Below are 19,051 nucleotides of genomic sequence, written 5' to 3' on the forward strand. Positions count from 1 at the left end.
ACCGCCCGGCAGGAGCTCACACCCCTGCCGGGCGGTTCCACGTCAGCGCAGCAGCACGCCCGCCCCGTCCCCGGCCGCCTTTGCGGGCAGCGCCACCAGGCCGAGTTCCGCCCCGGTCGCCAGCAGCGGATGGGCCGGAAGCACCCGCACCGTGTAGCCGTACGGCCCCGTGCGGTCGAGAACGAGCGGCCCCTCGTAGAGCCAGCGCCCCTCCAGGTCCCGGCCCGCGGCCGGCTTCAGCGGGAAGAGCTGGGCGTCGGAGATCCCGTCGGCGGCGTCCACCCGGCCTGCCACCGCCTGCACCTCCACGTCGTCCGGCTCCAGCGCTCCGAGGGCGACCCTGACCCGGAGCAGCAGCGTCGCCCCCAGCTCGGCCGAGCCGTCCACCGCGGTGGACGCCATGGCCTCCACATGGTCGACGGCCACGCGCGGCCAGGCGGCACGGACCCCGGCCTTCCAGCCGGCGAGCCGGCGCGCCGCCCCCGGGTCCAGCGCACGGCGGGCGTGAGCGGCGGGCGCGTAGAGCCGCTCCACGTACTCGCAGACCATCCGGTCGGCCAGCACCTTGGGACCGAGCGTGTCCAGCGTGCGGCGGACCATCTCGATCCAGCGCTCCGGGAGCCCCTCGCCGCTGCGGTCGTAGAAGCGCGGCGCGACCCGGTCCTCGATCAGCTCGTAGAGGGCGGCCGCTTCCAGGTCGTCCCGGCGGTCCTCGTCCAGCGCCAGACCGTCGGCGGTCGGGATCGCCCAGCCGAAGTCCGGCTCGAACCACTCGTCCCACCAGCCGTCGAGCACCGAGAGGTTGAGGCAGCCGTTGAGCGCCGCCTTCATCCCGCTCGTACCGCACGCCTCCAGCGGGCGCAGCGGATTGTTCAGCCATACGTCGCAGCCCGGGTACAGCTTCTGCGCCATGGCCATCCCGTAGTCCGGCAGGAACACGATGCGGTGGCGCACCCGGGGATCGTCGGAGAACCGCACCAGCTCCCGCACCAGCCGCTTCCCGCCGTCGTCGGCGGGGTGCGCCTTGCCCGCCACGACGATCTGGACCGGGCGGTCCGGGTGGAGCAGCAGCTCCGTCAGCCGCTCGCGGTCGCGCAGCATCAGCGTCAGCCGCTTGTACGAGGGAACGCGCCGGGCGAAACCGATCGTCAGCACGTCCGGGTCCAGCACGGAGTCGATCCAGCCGAGCTCGGCGGGCTCCGCGCCCCGGGCCCGCCATGAGGCGTACAGCCGCTCGCGGACCTCGGTGACCAGCTGTCCGCGCAGGGACTGCCGCAGCTCCCACAGCTCCCGGTCGGGGACCTCGGCGGCGGAGTCCCGGCGTCCGGTGCCGCCGTGGCGGTCGCGCAGCCGGAAGACCTCGGGCGCCACCCAGGTGGGTGCGTGGACCCCGTTGGTCACCGAGGTGACCGGCACTTCGGCGGGGTCGAAGTCCGGCCACAGCCCGGCGAACATCTCCCGGCTGACCGCGCCGTGGAGGGTGGAGACCCCGTTGGCGCGCTGGGCGAGCCGGAGCCCCATCACCGCCATGTTGAAGAGGCCGGGCTCGCCGCCGGGGTAGGTCTCCGTGCCCAGTTGCAGGATGCGTTCGGCGCAGACGCCCGGGAGTTCGCCGTCGTCGCCGAAGTGCCGGGCGACGAGTTCGCGGTCGAAGCGGTCGATCCCGGCGGGCACGGGCGTGTGGGTGGTGAAGACCGTGCCGGCCCGTACGGCCTCCATCGCGGAGTCGAAGTCGAGTCCGCTGACGGAGAGTTCACGGATGCGTTCGAGCCCGAGGAAGCCGGCGTGCCCCTCGTTGGTGTGGAACACCTCCGGTTCCGGGTGTCCGGTGAGACGGCAGTAGGTGCGCACGGCCCGTACGCCGCCGATGCCGAGGAGCATCTCCTGGAGGAACCGGTGCTCGCTGCCGCCGCCGTACAGCCGGTCGGTCACCTCGCGTTCGCCCGGCGCGTTCTCCTCCACGCCGGAGTCGAGCATCAGCAGGGGTACGCGTCCGACCCTGGCCTGCCAGATGTGGGCGTGCAGCGAACGGCCGCCGGGCAGGGCCAGCACCACCCGGCTCGGGGTGCCGTCGGCCTCGCGCAGCAGAGTGAGGGGGAGCTCGTCGGGATCGAGTACCGGGTAGTGCTCCTGCTGCCAGCCGTCGCGCGACAGGCTCTGGTGGAAGTAGCCGTGCCGGTAGAGCAGGCCGACCCCGATGAGGGGGACGCCGAGATCGCTGGCGGCCTTGAGGTGGTCGCCCGCGAGGATGCCGAGCCCGCCGGAGTACTGGGGCAGGGCCGCGGTCACTCCGAACTCGGGCGAGAAGTAGGCGACGGCGTCCGGGAGTTCGACTCCCAGCTCCAGCTGCTCCTGGTACCACCGCGGCCCGTCAAGATACTCCCGGAGGTCCTGGGACGCCTCGGTCAGCCGGTGCAGGAACTGCTCGTCGCGGGCCAGTTCGGCGAGCCGGCCGGCGGATACGGCACCGAGCAGCCGCACGGGGTCGCACTGCGCCGTCCGCCGGACCTCCGGGTCGACGGCCTGGAACAGCTCACGGGTCTCGGGGTGCCAGGACCAGCGCAGATTGCGGGCGAGGTCGCTGAGCGGTCGAAGGGGGTCGGGGAGGACGGGGCGCACGGTGAATCGACGAATGGCCTTCACGCATTCCACCTTTGCAGGGGACGTACGGATCCGAGCGGACGCACCACTGGGTGTGCCGCTCCGTCACCCTCGCCGGTGGCGGCGGCCCCTGCCCCACCCGCATCCCGATTCACTCACGGCCCGTCCGGCCACATCGGCCACATCGGCCACACAGTGAATGGCCGATTCCATTCCCCCATTCGGTCTTGTGGCCCTCCACGCCAAGGAGAAAGCTGCCCAGTGGCGTCCGTACGGCCACCGGCGGACCCGTGCGGACGGGGCACAGCCGGGTGCGAACCGGTCGCCATGGAAACTCCCGATCAATTGACAGAACCACCGGATCGGCCCACCGGGAATCAGGGGAAAGCTTCTCCGGTACACAGCCCGAGTGCGCCCCGGGCGGCAGATGAATGCCGCCCGAATGCAGCACGAATGCGAGGCATCAGCGGGCCCGGAGTTCATCCGGTTCACTTCCGCGAAACATACCCGTGCCCAGGTCATTCGACTGCCATTCGAGTGAATGCGGACAGGAGCCGCCATGCCCACACACCATCAGTCGTCGACGGAGCAGTTAGAAAGGACGGACCCGATCGGTCGCGGTGCGCGCATTTCGCCCTCCGCCACTGTGCCGCGCCCCGTTCAGCCCGAACCCCAGTCCCCAGGTGATTCCATGATCGGTCGCATTCCCGTCCTCGATGTTCGTCCCCTGGTCGACTGCGGCAGAAGGCCCGCCAAGGCCGTCGCCGGTGAGACTTTCCAGGTCACCGCGACGGTCTTCCGCGAGGGCCACGAGGCCGTCGCCGCCAATGTGGTGCTGACGGACCCGAACGGGCGCCCGGGTCCCTGGACACCGATGCGCGAGCTCGCTCCCGGCACCGACCGCTGGGGCGCCGATGTCACCCCGGACTCCGAGGGCCGCTGGACGTATACGGTCGAGTCCTGGAGCGATCCGGTCAGCACCTGGCGGCAGCACGCCCGGATCAAGATTCCGGCGGGGATCGACACCGCACTCGTCCTGGCGGAGGGTGCCGAGCTTTACGAGCGGGCCGCCGAGGGGGTGCCCAAGCGGGACGGCCGCGAGGCGGTGCTGGCCGCCGTCGACGCGCTGCGCGACGGGTCCCGCCCGGCCGCCGCCCGACTGGCCGCGGCGCTCACCCCTGAGGCGCAGGCGGCGCTCGCCCGTCATCCGCTGCGCGAACTGCTCAGCGCCTCCCCGCCGCTGCCGCTGGTGGTGGAGCGCCGGCGGGCCCTGTTCGGCTCCTGGTACGAGCTGTTCCCCCGCTCGGAGGGCGCCAGGGTCGAGAAGACCGGTTCGCCCGCGAAGCGGAAGGACAGGGCGGGGAAGGCGGCGAAGGCGGCGCCGAGGATCGTCAGCGGCACCTTCCGCACGGCCGCCGAGCGGCTTCCCGCGGTCGCGGCGATGGGCTTCGACGTGGTCTACCTCCCGCCCGTCCACCCCATCGGCACCACTCACCGCAAGGGCCCCAACAACTCGCTCTCCGCCGCTCCGCACGACGTGGGAGTGCCATGGGCGATCGGCTCGGCCGAGGGCGGTCACGACGCCGTCCATCCCGGACTCGGCACTCTCGACGACTTCGATCATTTCGTGGCGACCGCCCGCGATCTGCGCATGGAGATCGCGCTCGATTTCGCGCTCCAGTGTTCTCCCGACCACCCCTGGGTGGAGAAACATCCGGAGTGGTTCCATCACCGGGCGGACGGCACGATCGCCCATGCCGAGAATCCGCCGAAGAAATACCAGGACATCTATCCGATCGCCTTCGACAGAGATATGCATGGACTGGTCGCCGAGACCGTGCGCATTCTGCGCTTCTGGATGGATCACGGGGTACGGATCTTCCGCGTCGACAATCCGCACACCAAACCGGTGATCTTCTGGGAGAAAGTGATCGCGGACATCAACCGGACCGACCCCGATGTGATCTTCCTGGCCGAGGCATTCACCCGGCCGGCGATGATGAAGACACTCGCGGCCATCGGCTTTCAGCAGTCCTACACGTATTTCACCTGGCGCAACACCCGGCAGGAAATCACCGAATACGTCACGGAGTTGTCGGGCGAGACCGCTTCCTACATGCGCCCCAACTTCTTCGTGAACACCCCGGACATCCTGTCCGGCTATCTCCAGGACGGAGGCCGGCCGGCCTTCGAGGCGCGGGCCGTCCTCGCCGCGACGCTCTCCCCCTCCTGGGGTGTGTACGCGGGCTACGAGCTGTGCGAGAACACCCCGGTCGGGCCCGGCAGTGAGGAGTACCTCGATTCGGAGAAGTACCAGATCCGGCCCAGGGACTGGGAGTCGGCGGAGCGCGAGGGCCGTTCGCTGGCCCCGCTCATCACCACGCTCAACCGCGTCAGGCGCCGCAACCCGGCCCTGCAGCAGCTGCGCGACGTGCACTTCCACTCCACCGACAACGACGCGCTGATCGCGTACAGCAAGCGCTCGGGGGCGAACACCGTCCTGGTGGTCGCCAACCTCGACCCGCACCACACCCACGAGGCCACGGTCTCGTTGGACATGCCGCGACTCGGCCTTGAGGGGCACGAGCGCGTGCCGGTGCGCGACGAGCTCACCGGCGACACCTATCACTGGGGCAGGACCTTCTATGTGCGTCTGGAACCGGGCGTCACACCCGCGCACATCGTCGTCCTGCGACCGTCCCCGCCGACCGGAGGGTCACCCACACCATGATCGTCAATGAGCCCGTCCACGACCTGTTCGAGGACACCCCGGCCAAGGACCGCGATCCCGACTGGTTCAAGCGCGCCGTCTTCTACGAGGTCCTCGTCAGGTCCTTCCAGGACTCCAACGGCGACGGCATCGGCGACCTCAAGGGCATCACCGCCAAACTGGACTATCTGCAGTGGCTCGGCATCGACTGCCTCTGGCTGCCGCCGTTCTTCAAGTCGCCGCTGCGCGACGGTGGTTACGACGTGTCCGACTACACCGCCGTGCTGCCGGAGTTCGGTGACCTGGCCGACTTCGTGGAGTTCGTCGACGCCGCGCACCAGCGCGGGATGCGCGTGATCATCGACTTCGTCATGAACCACACGAGCGATCAGCACAACTGGTTCCAGCAGTCCCGCACCGACCCGGAGGGGCCGTACGGCGACTACTACGTCTGGGCCGACGACGACAAGCAGTTCCCGGACGCCCGGATCATCTTCGTGGACACGGAGACGTCCAACTGGACCTTCGACCCGGTGCGCAAGCAGTACTACTGGCACCGGTTCTTCTCCCACCAGCCCGATCTCAACTACGAGAACCCGGCGGTGCAGGAGGAGATCATCTCCGCGCTCCGCTTCTGGCTGGACCTCGGCATCGACGGCTTCCGGGTGGACGCCGTGCCGTACCTCTACCAGCGGGAGGGCACCAACTGCGAGAACCTCCCGGAGACACACGACTTCCTCAAGCGGGTCCGCAAGGAGATCGACGCGCACTACCCGGACACCGTGCTGCTCGCCGAGGCCAACCAGTGGCCGGAGGACGTCGTCGACTACTTCGGCGCGTACGAGGCCGGCGGCGACGAGTGCCACATGGCGTTCCACTTCCCCGTGATGCCCCGGATCTTCATGGCGGTGCGGCGCGAGAGCCGCCACCCCGTCTCCGAGATCCTGGCGAAGACACCGGCGATCCCGGAGAACTGCCAGTGGGGCATCTTCCTGCGCAACCACGACGAGCTCACCCTCGAAATGGTCACGGACGAAGAACGCGACTACATGTACGCGGAGTACGCCAAGGATCCGCGCATGCGGGCCAACATCGGCATCCGGCGGCGGCTCGCACCGCTGCTGGACAACGACCGCAACCAGATCGAGCTGTTCACCGCGCTGCTGCTGTCGCTGCCCGGCTCCCCGATCCTCTACTACGGGGACGAGATCGGGATGGGCGACAACATCTGGCTCGGCGACCGGGACGCCGTACGCACCCCGATGCAGTGGACGCCCGACCGCAACGCCGGTTTCTCCTCCAGCGACCCGGGGCGGCTCTACCTCCCCACGATCATGGATCCGGTCTACGGCTACCAAGTCACCAATGTCGAGGCCTCGATGGCGTCCCCGTCGTCGCTGCTGCACTGGACCCGGCGGATGATCGAGATCCGCAAGCAGAACCACGCCTTCGGTCTGGGCTCGTTCAGCGAACTGCCTTCGTCGAACCCGGCCGTGCTCGCCTTCACCCGTGAGCACGGGGACGATCTCGTGCTGTGCGTGCACAACTTCTCGCGGTTCGCGCAGCCCACGGAGCTGGATCTGCGGTCGTTCGACGGGCGTCATCCGGTGGAGCTGATCGGTGGGGTGCGCTTCCCCGCCATCGGCCACCGGCCCTACCTGCTGACGCTCGCGGGGCACGGTTTCTACTGGTTCCGGCTGCGCAAGGACGTGCCGTCGATCTGACCCGACACCACGACCGCGGGGCGGTTTCCGCCGCCCCGCACGGTGCGCCCGCCCCGCACCGCACACATACGGCCCCTTCCGGGTCCCCTCTGACGTTTCGATCGCAACGAGTCGAGTCCGTACGGACCATCCTGACCCGACACGTCCCGCACAGCCGGACAGCCATCGCCGCAATCCGGGACACTCTTCGCATCCTGTGGTGTGCCCGGGGAAAGGACGCGATGCCATGTCGGAGGCTGCATCCACTCGGGTCGCCCTGGCTGACAGCACAACACTGCTCCCGTCTCTCGTCCCCCTGCTGCACCAATGGCTGCCCCGGCAGCGGTGGTTCGCGGGCAAGGGGCGGCCGGTCACGGCGTTCTCGCTGGTGTCGGCCACCGAGATACTGCCGGTGGGCACCGAGTCCGTCGCCGCCGGAACCGGAACCGGGCTGCTCCATCTGCTGGTCCGGGTCCACCAGCCGTCCACGCCCCCGCAGTCGCCGGGCGACTGCTACCAACTGCTGCTCGGCGTACGGGCCACGCTGCCGCCCCGGCTGGCGCCCGCGCTCATCGGCCAGGTGACCGAGGGACCACTGACCGGCCGCACCGTGTACGAGGGACTGCACGACCCGCACCTGGCCGAACTCCTGCTGGAACGATTCCGTACCCCCGGCACCCTCGGCGCCCTGCGCTTCGACCGGAGCGGTCCGGCCATCGCCGCGGGGCTCGCACCACGGCTGCTCGACACCGAGCAGTCCAACACCTCGCTCGTCTACGGCGACGCCTACATCCTCAAGATCTTCCGCCGGGTCTTCCCGGGCACCAACCCCGATCTGGAGCTTCCGCTGGCACTCGCGCAGGAGGGCTGCGGACGGGTGCCCGCCCCCGTCGCCTGGTTCGAGGCCACCACTCCCCGGCCGCTCACCCTCGGTGTCCTGCAGCCGTTCCTGAGCGGCGCCGAGGACGGCTGGCAGCTCGCCCTGCGCGCCCTGGCCGAGGGCCGGGACTTCACCGACGAGGCCCACGCGCTGGGCCGGGCCACCGCCGAGGTGCACACCGCGCTCGCCGCCGCCCTGCCGACGCCCGCCCTGCACCGCGCCCAGACCGAGCGCCTCGCCGCCTCGATGGTGCGCCGGCTGGAGGCCGCCGCCCAGGCGGTACCGGAACTCGTGCCGTACGTCCCCGGGCTGCGCACCGCCTTCGACGCGGTGGCCGCGCTCGGGCACCGGGGACGCGACTGCGCGGCCCAGCGGGTGCACGGCGATCTCCATCTCGGCCAGACCCTGCGCGCGGCCGACGGCTTCTGGTCACTGATCGACTTCGAGGGCGAACCGGCCAGGCCGCTGCGCGAGCGCCGCCGGCCACAGCTCCCGGTACGCGACATCGCCGGGATGCTCCGCTCCTTCGACTACGCGGCCCGCTCGCACCGCCCGTGGAACGCCGACTGGGCGGCCCGTTGCCGGACCGCCTACTGCGAGGGGTACGCCCGCGCCGCGGGCCTCGACCCACGCGGCGAACCGGAGCTGCTGCGCGCCCATGAGACCGACAAGGCGGTCTACGAGGTGCTGTACGAGGCACGGCACCGGCCCGACTGGCTCCCGGTCCCGATGGCCGCGATCCACCGCCTGGCCACCGCCGACGACTGACGGCCCGGCGCACCCTCCCGCCCTCTCCTCTCGCCCTCAACCCCCTCCGAGGAGGCTGTCCCCGTGACCGCCCGCAAGCCGTCCCGCAGAACGCCCGTCCCCGCCGAGGCCCCCCGAGTCGAACCACCGGCACCCGAGCCGGCCCCGGCCCCCGCGACGCCGCCGCCGCACCCCCGCCGGAGCGCCGCCGGCCGGGGCGTGCGCCGGGCACGTCCCCTCGACGACGGCGACCGGGGCCGGCTGCTCGCCGGTGAGCACCACGCCCCGCACGACCTGCTCGGCGCCCACCCGGTCCGGGGTGGAGTGACCTTCCGGGTGCTGCGCCCGTACGCCCGGTCGGTGACCGTGCTCGCCAAGGGGCTCCGGGCACCGCTGCACGACGACGGCGACGGCTTCTTCTCCGGGCTGCTGCCGATGCCCACGCTGCCCGACTACCGGCTGCTGGTCGCCTACGCGGACACCGAAATCGAGATCCAGGACCCGTACCGCTTCCTGCCCGCGCTCGGCGATCTCGATCTGCATCTGATCGGCGAGGGACGGCACGAGGAACTGTGGACCGCGCTCGGTGCCCAGCCCATGGAGCACCAGAACGTGGCGGGCACCCGGTTCACGCTCTGGGCACCCAATGCCCGCGGTGTGCGGGTCGCCGGGGACTTCAACTACTGGGACGGCACCGGCTTCCCGATGCGTTCGCTCGGCTCCTCCGGGGTGTGGGAGCTGTTCCTGCCCGGGATCGGGGAGGGCGCACTGTACAAGTTCGACGTGTGCCGCCCGGACGGTTCGCACACGCTGCGCGCCGACCCGATGGCCCGGTACGCCGAGGTGCCGCCCGCCAACGCCTCGATCGTGACGGCCTCGCACCACGAGTGGCGGGACCAGGAGTGGATGGCGCACCGCGGGGACGTCCCGGTGCACGAGGCGCCGCTGTCGGTGTACGAGGTGCATCTGCCGTCCTGGCGGCCGGGTCTCGGCTACCGTCAGCTGGCCGGCCAACTCCCGGCGTACGTAAAGGATCTGGGGTTCACGCATGTGGAGCTGATGCCGGTCTCCGAGCACCCCTTCGGCGGCTCGTGGGGGTATCAGGTCACCGGCTTCTACGCCCCGACGTCACGCATGGGCACCCCCGACGACTTCCGCTTCCTCGTCGATTCCCTGCACCGCGCCGGGATCGGGGTGATCGTCGACTGGGTGCCTGCGCATTTCCCGCGCGACGACTGGGCGCTGGCCGAGTTCGACGGCCGGCCGCTGTACGAGCACTCCGATCCGTCACGGGCGGCGCATCCCGACTGGGGCACGCTGGAGTTCGACTTCGGCCGTACCGAGGTGCGCAACTTCCTGGTGGCCAACGCCACTTACTGGTGCGAGGAGTTCCACATCGACGGGCTGCGGGTCGACGCCGTGGCCTCGATGCTCTATCTCGACTACTCCCGCCAGGAGGGCGAGTGGTCCCCCAACGAGCGCGGCGGGCGGGAGAATCTGGACGCCGTGGCCTTCCTCCAGGAGATGAACGCCACGGTCTACCGCCGCAATCCGGGTGTGGTGACCATCGCGGAGGAGTCGACCGCCTGGGACGGCGTCACCCGCGCCACCCACCATGTCGGCCCCGGCGGCTTCGGCGGCCTCGGCTTCGGGCTGAAGTGGAACATGGGCTGGATGCACGACTCCCTGGAGTACATGTCGAAGGATCCGGTGCACCGCAAGTACCACCACAACGAGATGACCTTCTCGATGGTGTACGCGTACAGCGAGAACTACGTCCTGCCGATCTCGCACGACGAGGTGGTGCACGGCAAGCGGGCGCTGGTCTCCAAGATGCCCGGCGACTGGTGGCAGCAGCGCGCCAACCACCGGGCGTACCTCGGCTTCATGTGGGCCCACCCGGGCAAGCAACTCCTGTTCATGGGACAGGAGTTCGCCCAGGGCTCGGAGTGGTCGGAGGGGCACGGACCGGACTGGTGGCTGCTGGACCCCTCGTACGCGGCCGAGAGCGACCACCGGGGCGTACGCACGCTGGTGAGCGACCTGAACACGGTGTACGGCCGGACCCCCGCGCTCTGGCAGCGCGACACCGTTCCGGAGGGCTTCGACTGGGTGGACGGCGGCGCGGCCGAGGACAATGTCTTGGCCTTCCTGCGCTACGACGCGCACGGCTCGCCGCTCCTGGCCGTCAGCAACTTCTCCCCGGTGGTACGGCACGACTACCGGGTGGGGGTGCCGGACCTGCTCGGGGACCGGGTGGCATGGGCGGAGGTCCTCAACACCGACGCCGCGCGGTACGGCGGCAGCGATGTGGGCCATCCCGATCCGCTGAAGCCGCAGCCGGTGGCCGCGCACGGCAGGCCCGGCAGCCTGCTGCTGACGCTGCCGCCGCTGGCGACGGTCTGGTTCCGGCCGGTCTGAGGCGCGGCGCATGGCCCGCGACCGGTGGGCGGTCGCGGGCCGTCACGCCCCCGTGCCGCACGGCGCGCCGGGCATTGCCCCTCCGGGCCACCCCTGTCTGCCCTCATATAAAACCGTGTGATTCTCTGCTCTCAATCGCAGGTACATGGCCGCGTCGGGCCCCGGTGCACACGGTCAGGGACTCACGTTCAGGTGATTTCCCTTCGGGGCCCTCCTGAATGGATGAATCGCTTCGTAAGATGCTTGTTCAGCACCGATGCCCACGATGGCGAAGTGGGCTCTTGGTTCCGTATTCGATTCAAGGGGAAAATATGATCTCAAGAACGAGGAACGTTGTGCGCACCATGGCTGCGGCGCTTGCCGCAGCCGCCACGTTCACCCTGGCCGGGCCGGCCGGAACCGCTTCCGCCATCGATCACGTGACCTGCGACCCCGATGCGGATTTCCTGAAGATCTGGTCGCACAACGGCAGCGGACGTGACAGCGTGGACTGCTATGCGAACCGCGGGAAAATCGACTTCGGCGGGTGGTGGGTCGACCAGATCTCCACGGGGAACAATGACGTGAAGTACTACGACGCCAATGGCGATGTAGTGAAAATCGCCCGGTGGTCGAATATTAAATATTCGAACGTGCCGAAAGTGAATGCCATCGAAATCCTGTAAGGATTTCTTCCAGAGACGTGTCGAAGTCGCGGTGAGCATTTGAGTCCGCAGGCCGCAGCAGGGCATTGAGCCCGCGCCTGCCTGTCACGGACGCAGTGGGGCTCCGGCCGGACGGGGCGACCTTCCCGGGTCATCCTGAACCGCCGGAGCTCCTTTCGTTCCGGTCCGGGCAGACGTCCCGCCTCACACCGCCCCGAGGACGTCCTCCAGTTCCTGGAGCAGCCTGCGCCCGGGGCGGGCACCCACCATCGACTTCACGGGTTCGCCGCCCCGGAACACCATCAGGGTCGGCGCCGCGAGCACCGCGTACCGGCTCGCGATGCCGGGGCTGGTGTCGATGTCCAGCTGGACGACCTCCATGCGCCCGGCCAGCTCGGCGGCGACGGCGCTGAGCACGGGGGCGAGTTGGCGGCACGGGCCGCACCAGTCGGCGGTGAACTCGACCAGTACGGGGAGGTCCGCCCCGAGCACCGCCGTGTCGAAGGTGCTGTCGGTGACCTCGGCCACGCCCTCTGCCTGAATCATCTGTCATCCTCCCAGTTCACAACGTGGTTCCGGACCGCCGGGGAGCGCCGCCTGGGCCTCCAGCTCGGCCCTGGCGAGCTGGGCGCCCACCTGGGCGCGGACGGCCCGGAGCTGTTCGATGAGCGCGTCGAGCTCGCCGAGTTTGCGCCGGTAGACGGCGAGCGAGGCGGGGCAGGCGTCACCGGCCGGGTGGCCGGCGCGCAGGCACTCGACGAACGGCCGGGTCTCCTCCAGCTCGAACCCGAAGTCCTGGAGGGTCCGGATCTGCTGGACCAGCCGCAGGTCGTCCTCGTCGTACGCGCGGTAGCCGTTGTCGGCCCGCCGGGCCGGCAGCAGTCCGCGGGACTCGTAGTAGCGCAGAGTCCGCGTGGTCGTTCCGGCCCGTTCTGCCAGCTCCCCGATTCGCATGTCCTCGACGGTAGACCTTGACGCCGACGTCAAGGCAAGCGCGAAGGGGCCGCCGCGGGAGTTCCCGCGACGGCCCCTTTCCGGTGCCGTTTCCGGTGCCGGTGCGGTTACGCCTTCGCCACCGCGTGCTGCTCGTCGCTGTCGCGCGGCTCCGGGACGCCGTGCACGTCGTCGTCCTGGTTGAGCATCTGCTCGTTCCACGGGAGCGCGCCGGAGAGGACCTGGTCCACCCGCTCCTTGTCGATCTCCTTGGTCCAGGTGCCGACCAGGACGGTGGCCACGGCGTTGCCCGCGAAGTTCGTCATGGCGCGGGCCTCACTCATGAAGCGGTCGATGCCGACGATCAGGCCGACGCCGTCGACCAGTCCGGGGCGGTGCGACTGGAGTCCGCCCGCGAGGGTGGCCAGGCCCGCGCCGGTGACTCCGGCGGCGCCCTTCGAGGCGACGATCATGAAGAGCAGAAGCGAGACCTGCTCGCCGGCGCTCAGCGGGTCGCCCATCGCGTTGGCGATGAAGAGCGAGGACATCGTGAGGTAGATCGCGGTGCCGTCGAGGTTGAAGGAGTAGCCGGTCGGCACGGTGATGCCGACGACCGGGCGGCTGACCCCGAGGTGCTCCATCTTCGCGATGAGCCGCGGCAGGGCGGACTCGGAGGAGGAAGTGGAGAGGATCAGCAGGAACTCACGGCCCAGGTACTTCAGCAGGGAGATCAGGTTGACCCCGGCGACCAGCCGCAGGATCGTGCCGAGCACCACGAAGACGAAGATCGCGCAGGTCACGTAGAAGCCGACCATGATGATCGCGAGGGACTTCAGCGCGTCCACGCCGGTCTCACCGACCACCGCCGCCATCGCACCGAACGCGCCGACCGGGGCCGCCCACATGATCATGGCGAGGATCCGGAAGACGAGGCGCTGGATGTGGCCGATGCCGCGCAGCACCGGCTCGCCCGCCGAGCCCATGGCCTGGAGCGCGAAGCCTGCGAGCAGGGCGACGAGGAGGGTCTGGAGGACCTCGCCCTCGGTGAAGGCGGAGACGATCGTCGTCGGGATGATGCCGAGCAGGAAGTCGGTGGTGGACTCGCTCGCGCCGGCCGCCTGCTGCTCGCCCGCGGCGCGTGCCGCTTCGGTGAGGTGGAGGCCCTGGCCCGGCTCCAGGAGGTTGCCCACGAGCAGACCGATGGCCAGGGCGACGGTCGACATCACCAGGAAGTAGCCGAGGGCGAGGCCGCCGACCGCGCCGACCTTGGCGGCCTTGCGCACCGAGCCGACGCCCAGCACGATCGTGCAGAAGATGATGGGCGAGATCATCATCTTGATCAGGTTCACGAAGGCGGTGCCGATCGGCTTGAGCTCGACGGCGACGCCCGGGGCCGCGAAGCCCACCAGGATGCCGAGCACCACCGCCGCGATCACGGCCAGATACAGATAATGCGTGCGGTCCCGCTTGGCGGCTGCCACTCCCACGGGTTTCTCCTCGGCTCGTCCGGGTCGCTCCCCCGTCCCTGGGGGCGCAAGGGCTGTCCGGCGGATCACGGCCGGAAAAACCCTTGGCGAATATCTCGCTCTCTGTGACACCGGTCACCGTTGCGTGCATTTCGTTCATGCGTTTTCGGCCAGGCAGACTGGGGCCATGCGTCTCCCCCGTCCCCGTACCCGCCCGCGCAGCCTGGCCGGTCAGCTCTTCGCCATGCAGGTGGTGCTGGTGGCGGCCGTGGTGGCGGGGTGCGCGTTCTTCGCCTACGTCTCCGGCAGGGGACAGGCGAAGGAGACCGCGACCCGGCAGGTCACGGCGGCCGCGCTGGCCATCGCGGCCTCGCCGTCGGTACGGGAGGCGATCCGCACCCCGGACCCGTCCGCGGTGCTCCAGCCGTACGCGGAAAGGGTCCGCAAGGACACCGGGATCACCTTCGTCACGATCATGTCCCCGCAGCGGGTCCGCTGGACGCACCCCGACTCCCAGCAGATCGGGGAGGAGTTCCTCGGGCACACCGCGCGGGCGCTGCGCGGCGAGACGTTCTCGGAGACGTACACCGGCACGCTCGGCCCCTCGATCCGGGTGGTCACCCCGATCCGGGACGGCGGCAAGATCACCGGCCTGGTCAGTGCGGGCATCACGGTCGAGCGGGTCTCCTCGCAGGTCCGCGCGCAGCTCGGGGCGCTGGGGCTCGCGGCGGGCGGGGCGCTCGCGGTCGGCGGCATCGGCACGTATGTGATCAACGCCCGGCTGCGGCGGCACACGCACGGCATGAACGCCGCCGAGCTGAGCCGGATGCACGACTACCACCAGGCCACGCTGCACGCGGTACGCGAGGGGCTGCTGATGCTCGACGGGCGGCGCAGGATCGCACTGATCAACGACGCGGGCCGGGAGCTGCTGGGTCTGGAGCCGGGTGCGGTCGGGCGCCGGGTCGCCGAGCTGGACCTGCCGGCGCCGCTGACCGGTGCGCTGCTCGCCTCCGAGGCACGGGTCGACGAGCTGCATCTGACGGCGGACCGGGTGATCGTGGTCAACACCCGTCCAGTGGTGGGCGGGGAGCAGCGCGGCACGGTCGTGACCCTGCGCGATCACACCGAACTCCAGGCGCTGTCCGGCGAGTTGGATTCCGAGCGGGGGTTCACCCAGGCCCTGCGCTCGCAGGCGCACGAGGCGGCGAACCGGCTGCACACCGTCGTCTCGCTGATCGAACTGGGCCGGGCCGAGGAGGCGGTGGGCTTCGCCACCGCCGAGCTGGAGCTGGCCCAGGCCCTCACCGACCGGGTGGTGGACGCGGTCGCCGAACCGGTGCTGGCCGCGCTGCTGCTCGGCAAGGCGGCACAGGCGAACGAGCGGGGGGTGGAGCTGGTGCTCGCGGACGACAGCCTGATCGACGACGGCGCGCTGCCCGCGACACTGCGGCAGCGGGACCTGGTGACGATCCTCGGCAATCTGATCGACAACGCGGTGGACGCGGCGTCGGAGGCAGTGACCGGGGTGCCGGACCCCGGGTCCGTGCCCGCCCGGCGGGGCGCGGGGAGCGGCCGGGCCGCCCGCGCCCGGGTCACCGTCACCGCGCTCGCCGAGGAGGGCGAACTGCTGCTGCGGGTCGCCGACACGGGGGCCGGGATCGATCCGGCGGACGCCGCCGAGGTGTTCGAGCGGGGCTGGTCGACGCACGGAGCGGGCCGGGGCATCGGGCTCGCCCTCGTACAGCAGGCGGTGCACCGCAACGGCGGGCAGGTGGCGCTGGACCGCGGCCCGGACGGCGGTGCCGAGTTCACGGTGCGGCTGCCGCTGACCGTCGCCGACCGCACGACGTACACCACGAAGGAAACCACAACATGATCCAGGTGCTGGTCGTCGAGGACGATCCCGTCGCCGCGGACGCGCATCGGCTGTACGTGGGCCGCGTCCCCGGGTTCACGGTGGCGGCCGTCGCGCATTCGCGTGCGGAGGCGGTGCGGGCGCTGGAGCGCACCCCGGTCGATCTGCTGCTCCTGGACCTGTATCTGCCCGACGGGCACGGTCTGCAACTGCTGCGTTCGCTGCGGGCGGCCGGGAACTCGGCGGATGTCATCGCGGTGACGTCGGCACGCGATCTGGCGGTGGTCCGGGAGGGGGTGTCGCTCGGTGTCGTCCAGTACGTGCTGAAGCCGTTCACCTTCGCCACCCTGCGCGACCGGCTCGTGCGCTACGCGGAGTTCCGCGCGGCGGCGGGTGAGGCGAGCGGCCAGGACGAGGTGGACCGGGCGCTCGGCGCACTGCGCGCACCGCAGGCCCGGCTGCCGAAGGGGCTGAGCGGCCCGACGCTGGAGGCCGTCACCCGCGCCCTGCGGGCCGCCCCGGACGGGGTGACGGCGGCGGCGGCCGGCGAGGAACTGGGCATCTCACGGATCACCGCCCGCCGTTATCTGGAACATCTGGTGACGATGGGGCGTGCGGTGCGCAGTCCGCAGTACGGTCAGATCGGACGTCCGGAGCTGCACTACCGGTGGGTGACCCGCGACGGCTGACGGACCGACGGCACCCGGGCCCGCGTCCTCGTCGGCTCGGCGTGGACGCCGACGAGGACGCGGACGGCGGTCGTTCGCCGACCGGTTCAGTGCTCCTGGAACAGCGACCGGGCGTGCCTCAGGCCGTACCTGGCGACATCGGTACCCAGTGCGACCCCGGCCTCGTCCGCGAGTCGGGTGTGGATGCCCAGCCAGACCCGCGCGTCCATGTTCTCCAGCGTGAGCTGGTGCCATGCGGTGTAGGTACGGACGACGCCCGGTGCGGTGCCGCTGGTCAGGGTGAACGGGGCCGTACGCGGTCCTGCGAGGGCGGTGAGTACGGTTTCCGCCGCGCCTGCGTACGTGTTGTGGCCACTGGGGTAGTCCGGGTGCGCCGGGGTGGGGCGCAGTGGGGTCCATGACGGGTCGGCAGCGATCTCGCCGACGCCTGTTCGGATCGCGGTGACGGGGCGCCACAGCGGGTAGGTGTACTTGCTGTCGGAGGTGGCGATCTGGGTGTCCACCAGCGTGGCGTGGGTCAGGGCGACGAGTTCGGCCTGTTTGCGCAGCGGCTGGTGGGAGGTGGCTGCGAGCGCGACGCGAATCGGCTTGGTCCACAGGGCCGGCGAGGAGTCGAACCAGAAGTTGGCCGTGTCGGTCTGTCGCGCGGTGCGCACGGTGCTGTTCAGCTCACCGAAGTCCCGGACCTCCTTCAGGTCGGTCCGGTACCGCTCGGACGTCGGAGCGGGAGGCGCGGGCAGTCGGAACTGGCCGGCACTCTTCAGCAGGAAGGGCCGGGCGAACCGGCTGCCGTTCTGGATGGCGGGCGCGAACGCGGGCGGGGTGGGCTGCCAGACGCCCGGCGCGGCCGGTGGCACGGTGAAGGGGGCGTTCACGGAGGCCGCATCGAGGCCGTCTCCCTCGCGGTCGTGCAGTACCTCCATCGCCTGGCGTTCGCCGGCTGCGGCGCCCAAGGTCTCGGCCGGACCGTCGGGAGTCCGGTCCAGGGTCTGTTGCAGAGCGGCATCCAGCTCCGGGGCACGGGTGGGAACCAGCTCGACCAGGGCGCGGTGCACCGCGGCGGCCAGCGCCGCGTCCTGGTAGTCCCTGCGGTCGACCCCGGACGGCACATGCTGCAGGGCCCGCGCCGCCGCGGTCCAGCTGATCGCCCAGGTACGGCTGTTGGTCACCGGAGGCAGTGATGAGCCGGCCGTCGCGATCGTGTCGGCCGTGGTGTCGTACCAGTCGAGCGCCACGGAGCTGCGGCCGTGCCCGGGCACAGGTGCGGCGACGCTCGGCGCTGCGCCGGAGGCGACCAGCAGTGCCGTGGAGGCCACCAGGGCCGCACGGGTCTTCGGAAACTTCACGGGATTAGCTCCTCATGGTGGAGTGGGGGGCCGGATGCCGACCCGTCCGTCCGGCAGTCATGTGCGACGGGACGCAGAGAATTGAGGACCTCGCCCCGGCCCCCAGCAGGTTCCCGGACGAAGCCGAGGGCTTGGCCCGGGAGCCTGCGGGGCGCTGCCGTGCCGGACCGGACACCCTGCCCTCAGGGAAACCGCCGCAGGCAGGAGCGGTCTTTTCCGTCGCTCCGTCCCGCCCGCGCCGGCGCACACTGCGGCACACGCGCAGGTGTTCACGGGCCGGCAGCGGCACCCTGCCGACCCGGCGGGGTTCAGGCGGGGTCGGCGTTGATGTGGAAGGGGACGGTGACGATGTTGGAGGCGACGCCCATCAGGTCCAGGTCCTTGGCGCCGATCTTCCCGTCGCCGTCGAGGTCCTTCACGACACCGGGTGCGTCGTTGTAGATGCCGTCGTGGTCGAGGTCGTCGACGACGGCCACGGTCAGGGTGGTGTCGACGTTCTGCCCTGCGATGGGGGCGCCGACGATCCAGGTGTCCCACAGTTCGGTCCTGTGGGGACTGCGGTCCGTGACGCCGGAGAGGTTGAACAGGTTGGCCAGGTTGGTGCCGGGCCCGGAGAAGCCGGGCAAGGTGCTGTTGGTGGTGGATGACAGCACGACCAGTCCGGGGATCTTTTCGTCCTGGCCGGTGGAGAACGTGCCGGGGAAGGGGGCGATGTTGTTGTGCGCGGCCGGGCCGGTGAGCTGGAGCCCGTTGTAGCCGGTCTGGGCCAGGTTCTTGCCCCGGAAGGAGAGCTTCAGGTCCACCAGCCAGCCCTTGCCCTCCACGCCCGCGTTGTCCGCGCGTTCGGGCGCGACGACCTTCACCTTGACCGGGTGCGTTGCGGCGGAGGCGGACCTGTCCGGGCTCGACGCGTTCGCGCTGGACAGCCCGAAGGCCGTGGCACCCAGGCCGAGGATCGTGGCCGCACTCGCTCCGAGGGCCCAGCCGAGCTTCTTCTTCCTCATGACTTGTTCTCCTGAGTGTTGGGAGGCTTGCGGCCAGGTGTACGACCAC

General features: G+C 70.5%; 13 protein-coding genes. 7 read left to right on the forward strand and 6 right to left on the reverse strand.

The genetic code is table 11. From position 1 onward, the window contains the following. Nucleotides 1–42: 42 nt before the first annotated feature. On the reverse strand, nucleotides 43–2,643 hold the full coding sequence (glgP, locus tag IE107_RS28095; protein WP_189547148.1) for an alpha-glucan family phosphorylase: 2,601 nt from the start codon (nucleotides 2,641–2,643) through the stop codon (nucleotides 43–45). A gap of 649 nt (nucleotides 2,644–3,292) precedes the next feature. Here glgP and IE107_RS28100 point away from each other — a divergent pair. The 5 genes from IE107_RS28100 (at nucleotide 3,293) to IE107_RS28120 (ending at nucleotide 11,727) form a co-directional block, all read left to right on the forward strand. Continuing rightward, a complete protein-coding gene (locus IE107_RS28100) occupies nucleotides 3,293–5,332 on the forward strand; it encodes an alpha-1,4-glucan--maltose-1-phosphate maltosyltransferase (RefSeq protein ID WP_189547149.1) in 2,040 nt (679 codons plus the stop codon). After that, nucleotides 5,329–7,035, forward strand: coding sequence for a maltose alpha-D-glucosyltransferase (treS, locus tag IE107_RS28105; RefSeq protein ID WP_189547150.1), 1,707 nt, complete (start codon nucleotides 5,329–5,331; stop codon nucleotides 7,033–7,035). The genes IE107_RS28100 and treS overlap by 4 nt, the downstream gene beginning before the upstream one ends. A 226-nt stretch (nucleotides 7,036–7,261) precedes the next feature. Next, nucleotides 7,262–8,662 carry a maltokinase N-terminal cap-like domain-containing protein gene (locus IE107_RS28110; protein ID WP_189547151.1) on the forward strand — a complete coding sequence of 467 codons (1,401 nt, stop codon included), beginning with the start codon at nucleotides 7,262–7,264 and terminating at the stop codon, nucleotides 8,660–8,662. A 63-nt stretch (nucleotides 8,663–8,725) separates the two neighbouring features. Beyond that, on the forward strand, nucleotides 8,726–11,062 hold the full coding sequence (gene glgB / locus IE107_RS28115) for a 1,4-alpha-glucan branching enzyme (RefSeq protein ID WP_189547152.1): 2,337 nt from the start codon (nucleotides 8,726–8,728) through the stop codon (nucleotides 11,060–11,062). 311 nt (nucleotides 11,063–11,373) lie between these two features. Then, a complete protein-coding gene (locus tag IE107_RS28120) occupies nucleotides 11,374–11,727 on the forward strand; it encodes a beta/gamma crystallin domain-containing protein (RefSeq protein ID WP_189547153.1) in 354 nt (117 codons plus the stop codon). A gap of 183 nt (nucleotides 11,728–11,910) precedes the next feature. On the opposite strand, the gene IE107_RS28125 is transcribed toward IE107_RS28120, so the two are convergent. The 3 genes from IE107_RS28125 to IE107_RS28135 form a co-directional block, all read right to left on the reverse strand. Continuing rightward, the gene (locus IE107_RS28125) at nucleotides 11,911–12,252 is read right to left on the reverse strand and encodes a thioredoxin family protein (RefSeq protein WP_308434260.1); all 342 of its coding nucleotides are present in this window, start codon (nucleotides 12,250–12,252) and stop codon (nucleotides 11,911–11,913) included. Between the two features lie 3 nt (nucleotides 12,253–12,255). Continuing rightward, nucleotides 12,256–12,660: a MerR family transcriptional regulator gene (locus IE107_RS28130; RefSeq protein WP_189547154.1), complete on the reverse strand. Its 405-nt coding sequence runs from the start codon at nucleotides 12,658–12,660 to the stop codon at nucleotides 12,256–12,258. A gap of 107 nt (nucleotides 12,661–12,767) precedes the next feature. Then, complete coding sequence (locus IE107_RS28135; RefSeq protein WP_189547155.1) at nucleotides 12,768–14,126, reverse strand: cation:dicarboxylate symporter family transporter; 1,359 nt, start codon at nucleotides 14,124–14,126, stop codon at nucleotides 12,768–12,770. A 166-nt stretch (nucleotides 14,127–14,292) separates the two neighbouring features. Between IE107_RS28135 and IE107_RS28140 the strand changes: the two genes are divergently transcribed. Then, on the forward strand, nucleotides 14,293–15,984 hold the full coding sequence (locus IE107_RS28140; protein WP_189547156.1) for a sensor histidine kinase: 1,692 nt from the start codon (nucleotides 14,293–14,295) through the stop codon (nucleotides 15,982–15,984). Beyond that, entirely contained in the window at nucleotides 15,981–16,652 is a 672-nt protein-coding gene (locus tag IE107_RS28145; protein WP_189547157.1) for a response regulator, read from the forward strand. Before IE107_RS28140 ends, IE107_RS28145 begins: the two co-directional genes overlap by 4 nt. 86 nt (nucleotides 16,653–16,738) lie before the next feature. Here IE107_RS28145 and IE107_RS28150 read toward each other — a convergent pair whose 3' ends face one another. Next, complete coding sequence (locus tag IE107_RS28150) at nucleotides 16,739–17,998, reverse strand: vanadium-dependent haloperoxidase (protein WP_189547158.1); 1,260 nt, start codon at nucleotides 17,996–17,998, stop codon at nucleotides 16,739–16,741. Nucleotides 17,999–18,306: 308 nt separating this feature from the next. Further along, the gene (locus tag IE107_RS28155) at nucleotides 18,307–19,002 is read right to left on the reverse strand and encodes a hypothetical protein (protein WP_189547159.1); all 696 of its coding nucleotides are present in this window, start codon (nucleotides 19,000–19,002) and stop codon (nucleotides 18,307–18,309) included. Nucleotides 19,003–19,051 lie beyond the last annotated feature (49 nt).

Origin of the sequence: Streptomyces gelaticus (assembly GCF_014649535.1) — a bacterium.
GTDB lineage: Bacteria > Actinomycetota > Actinomycetes > Streptomycetales > Streptomycetaceae > Streptomyces > Streptomyces gelaticus.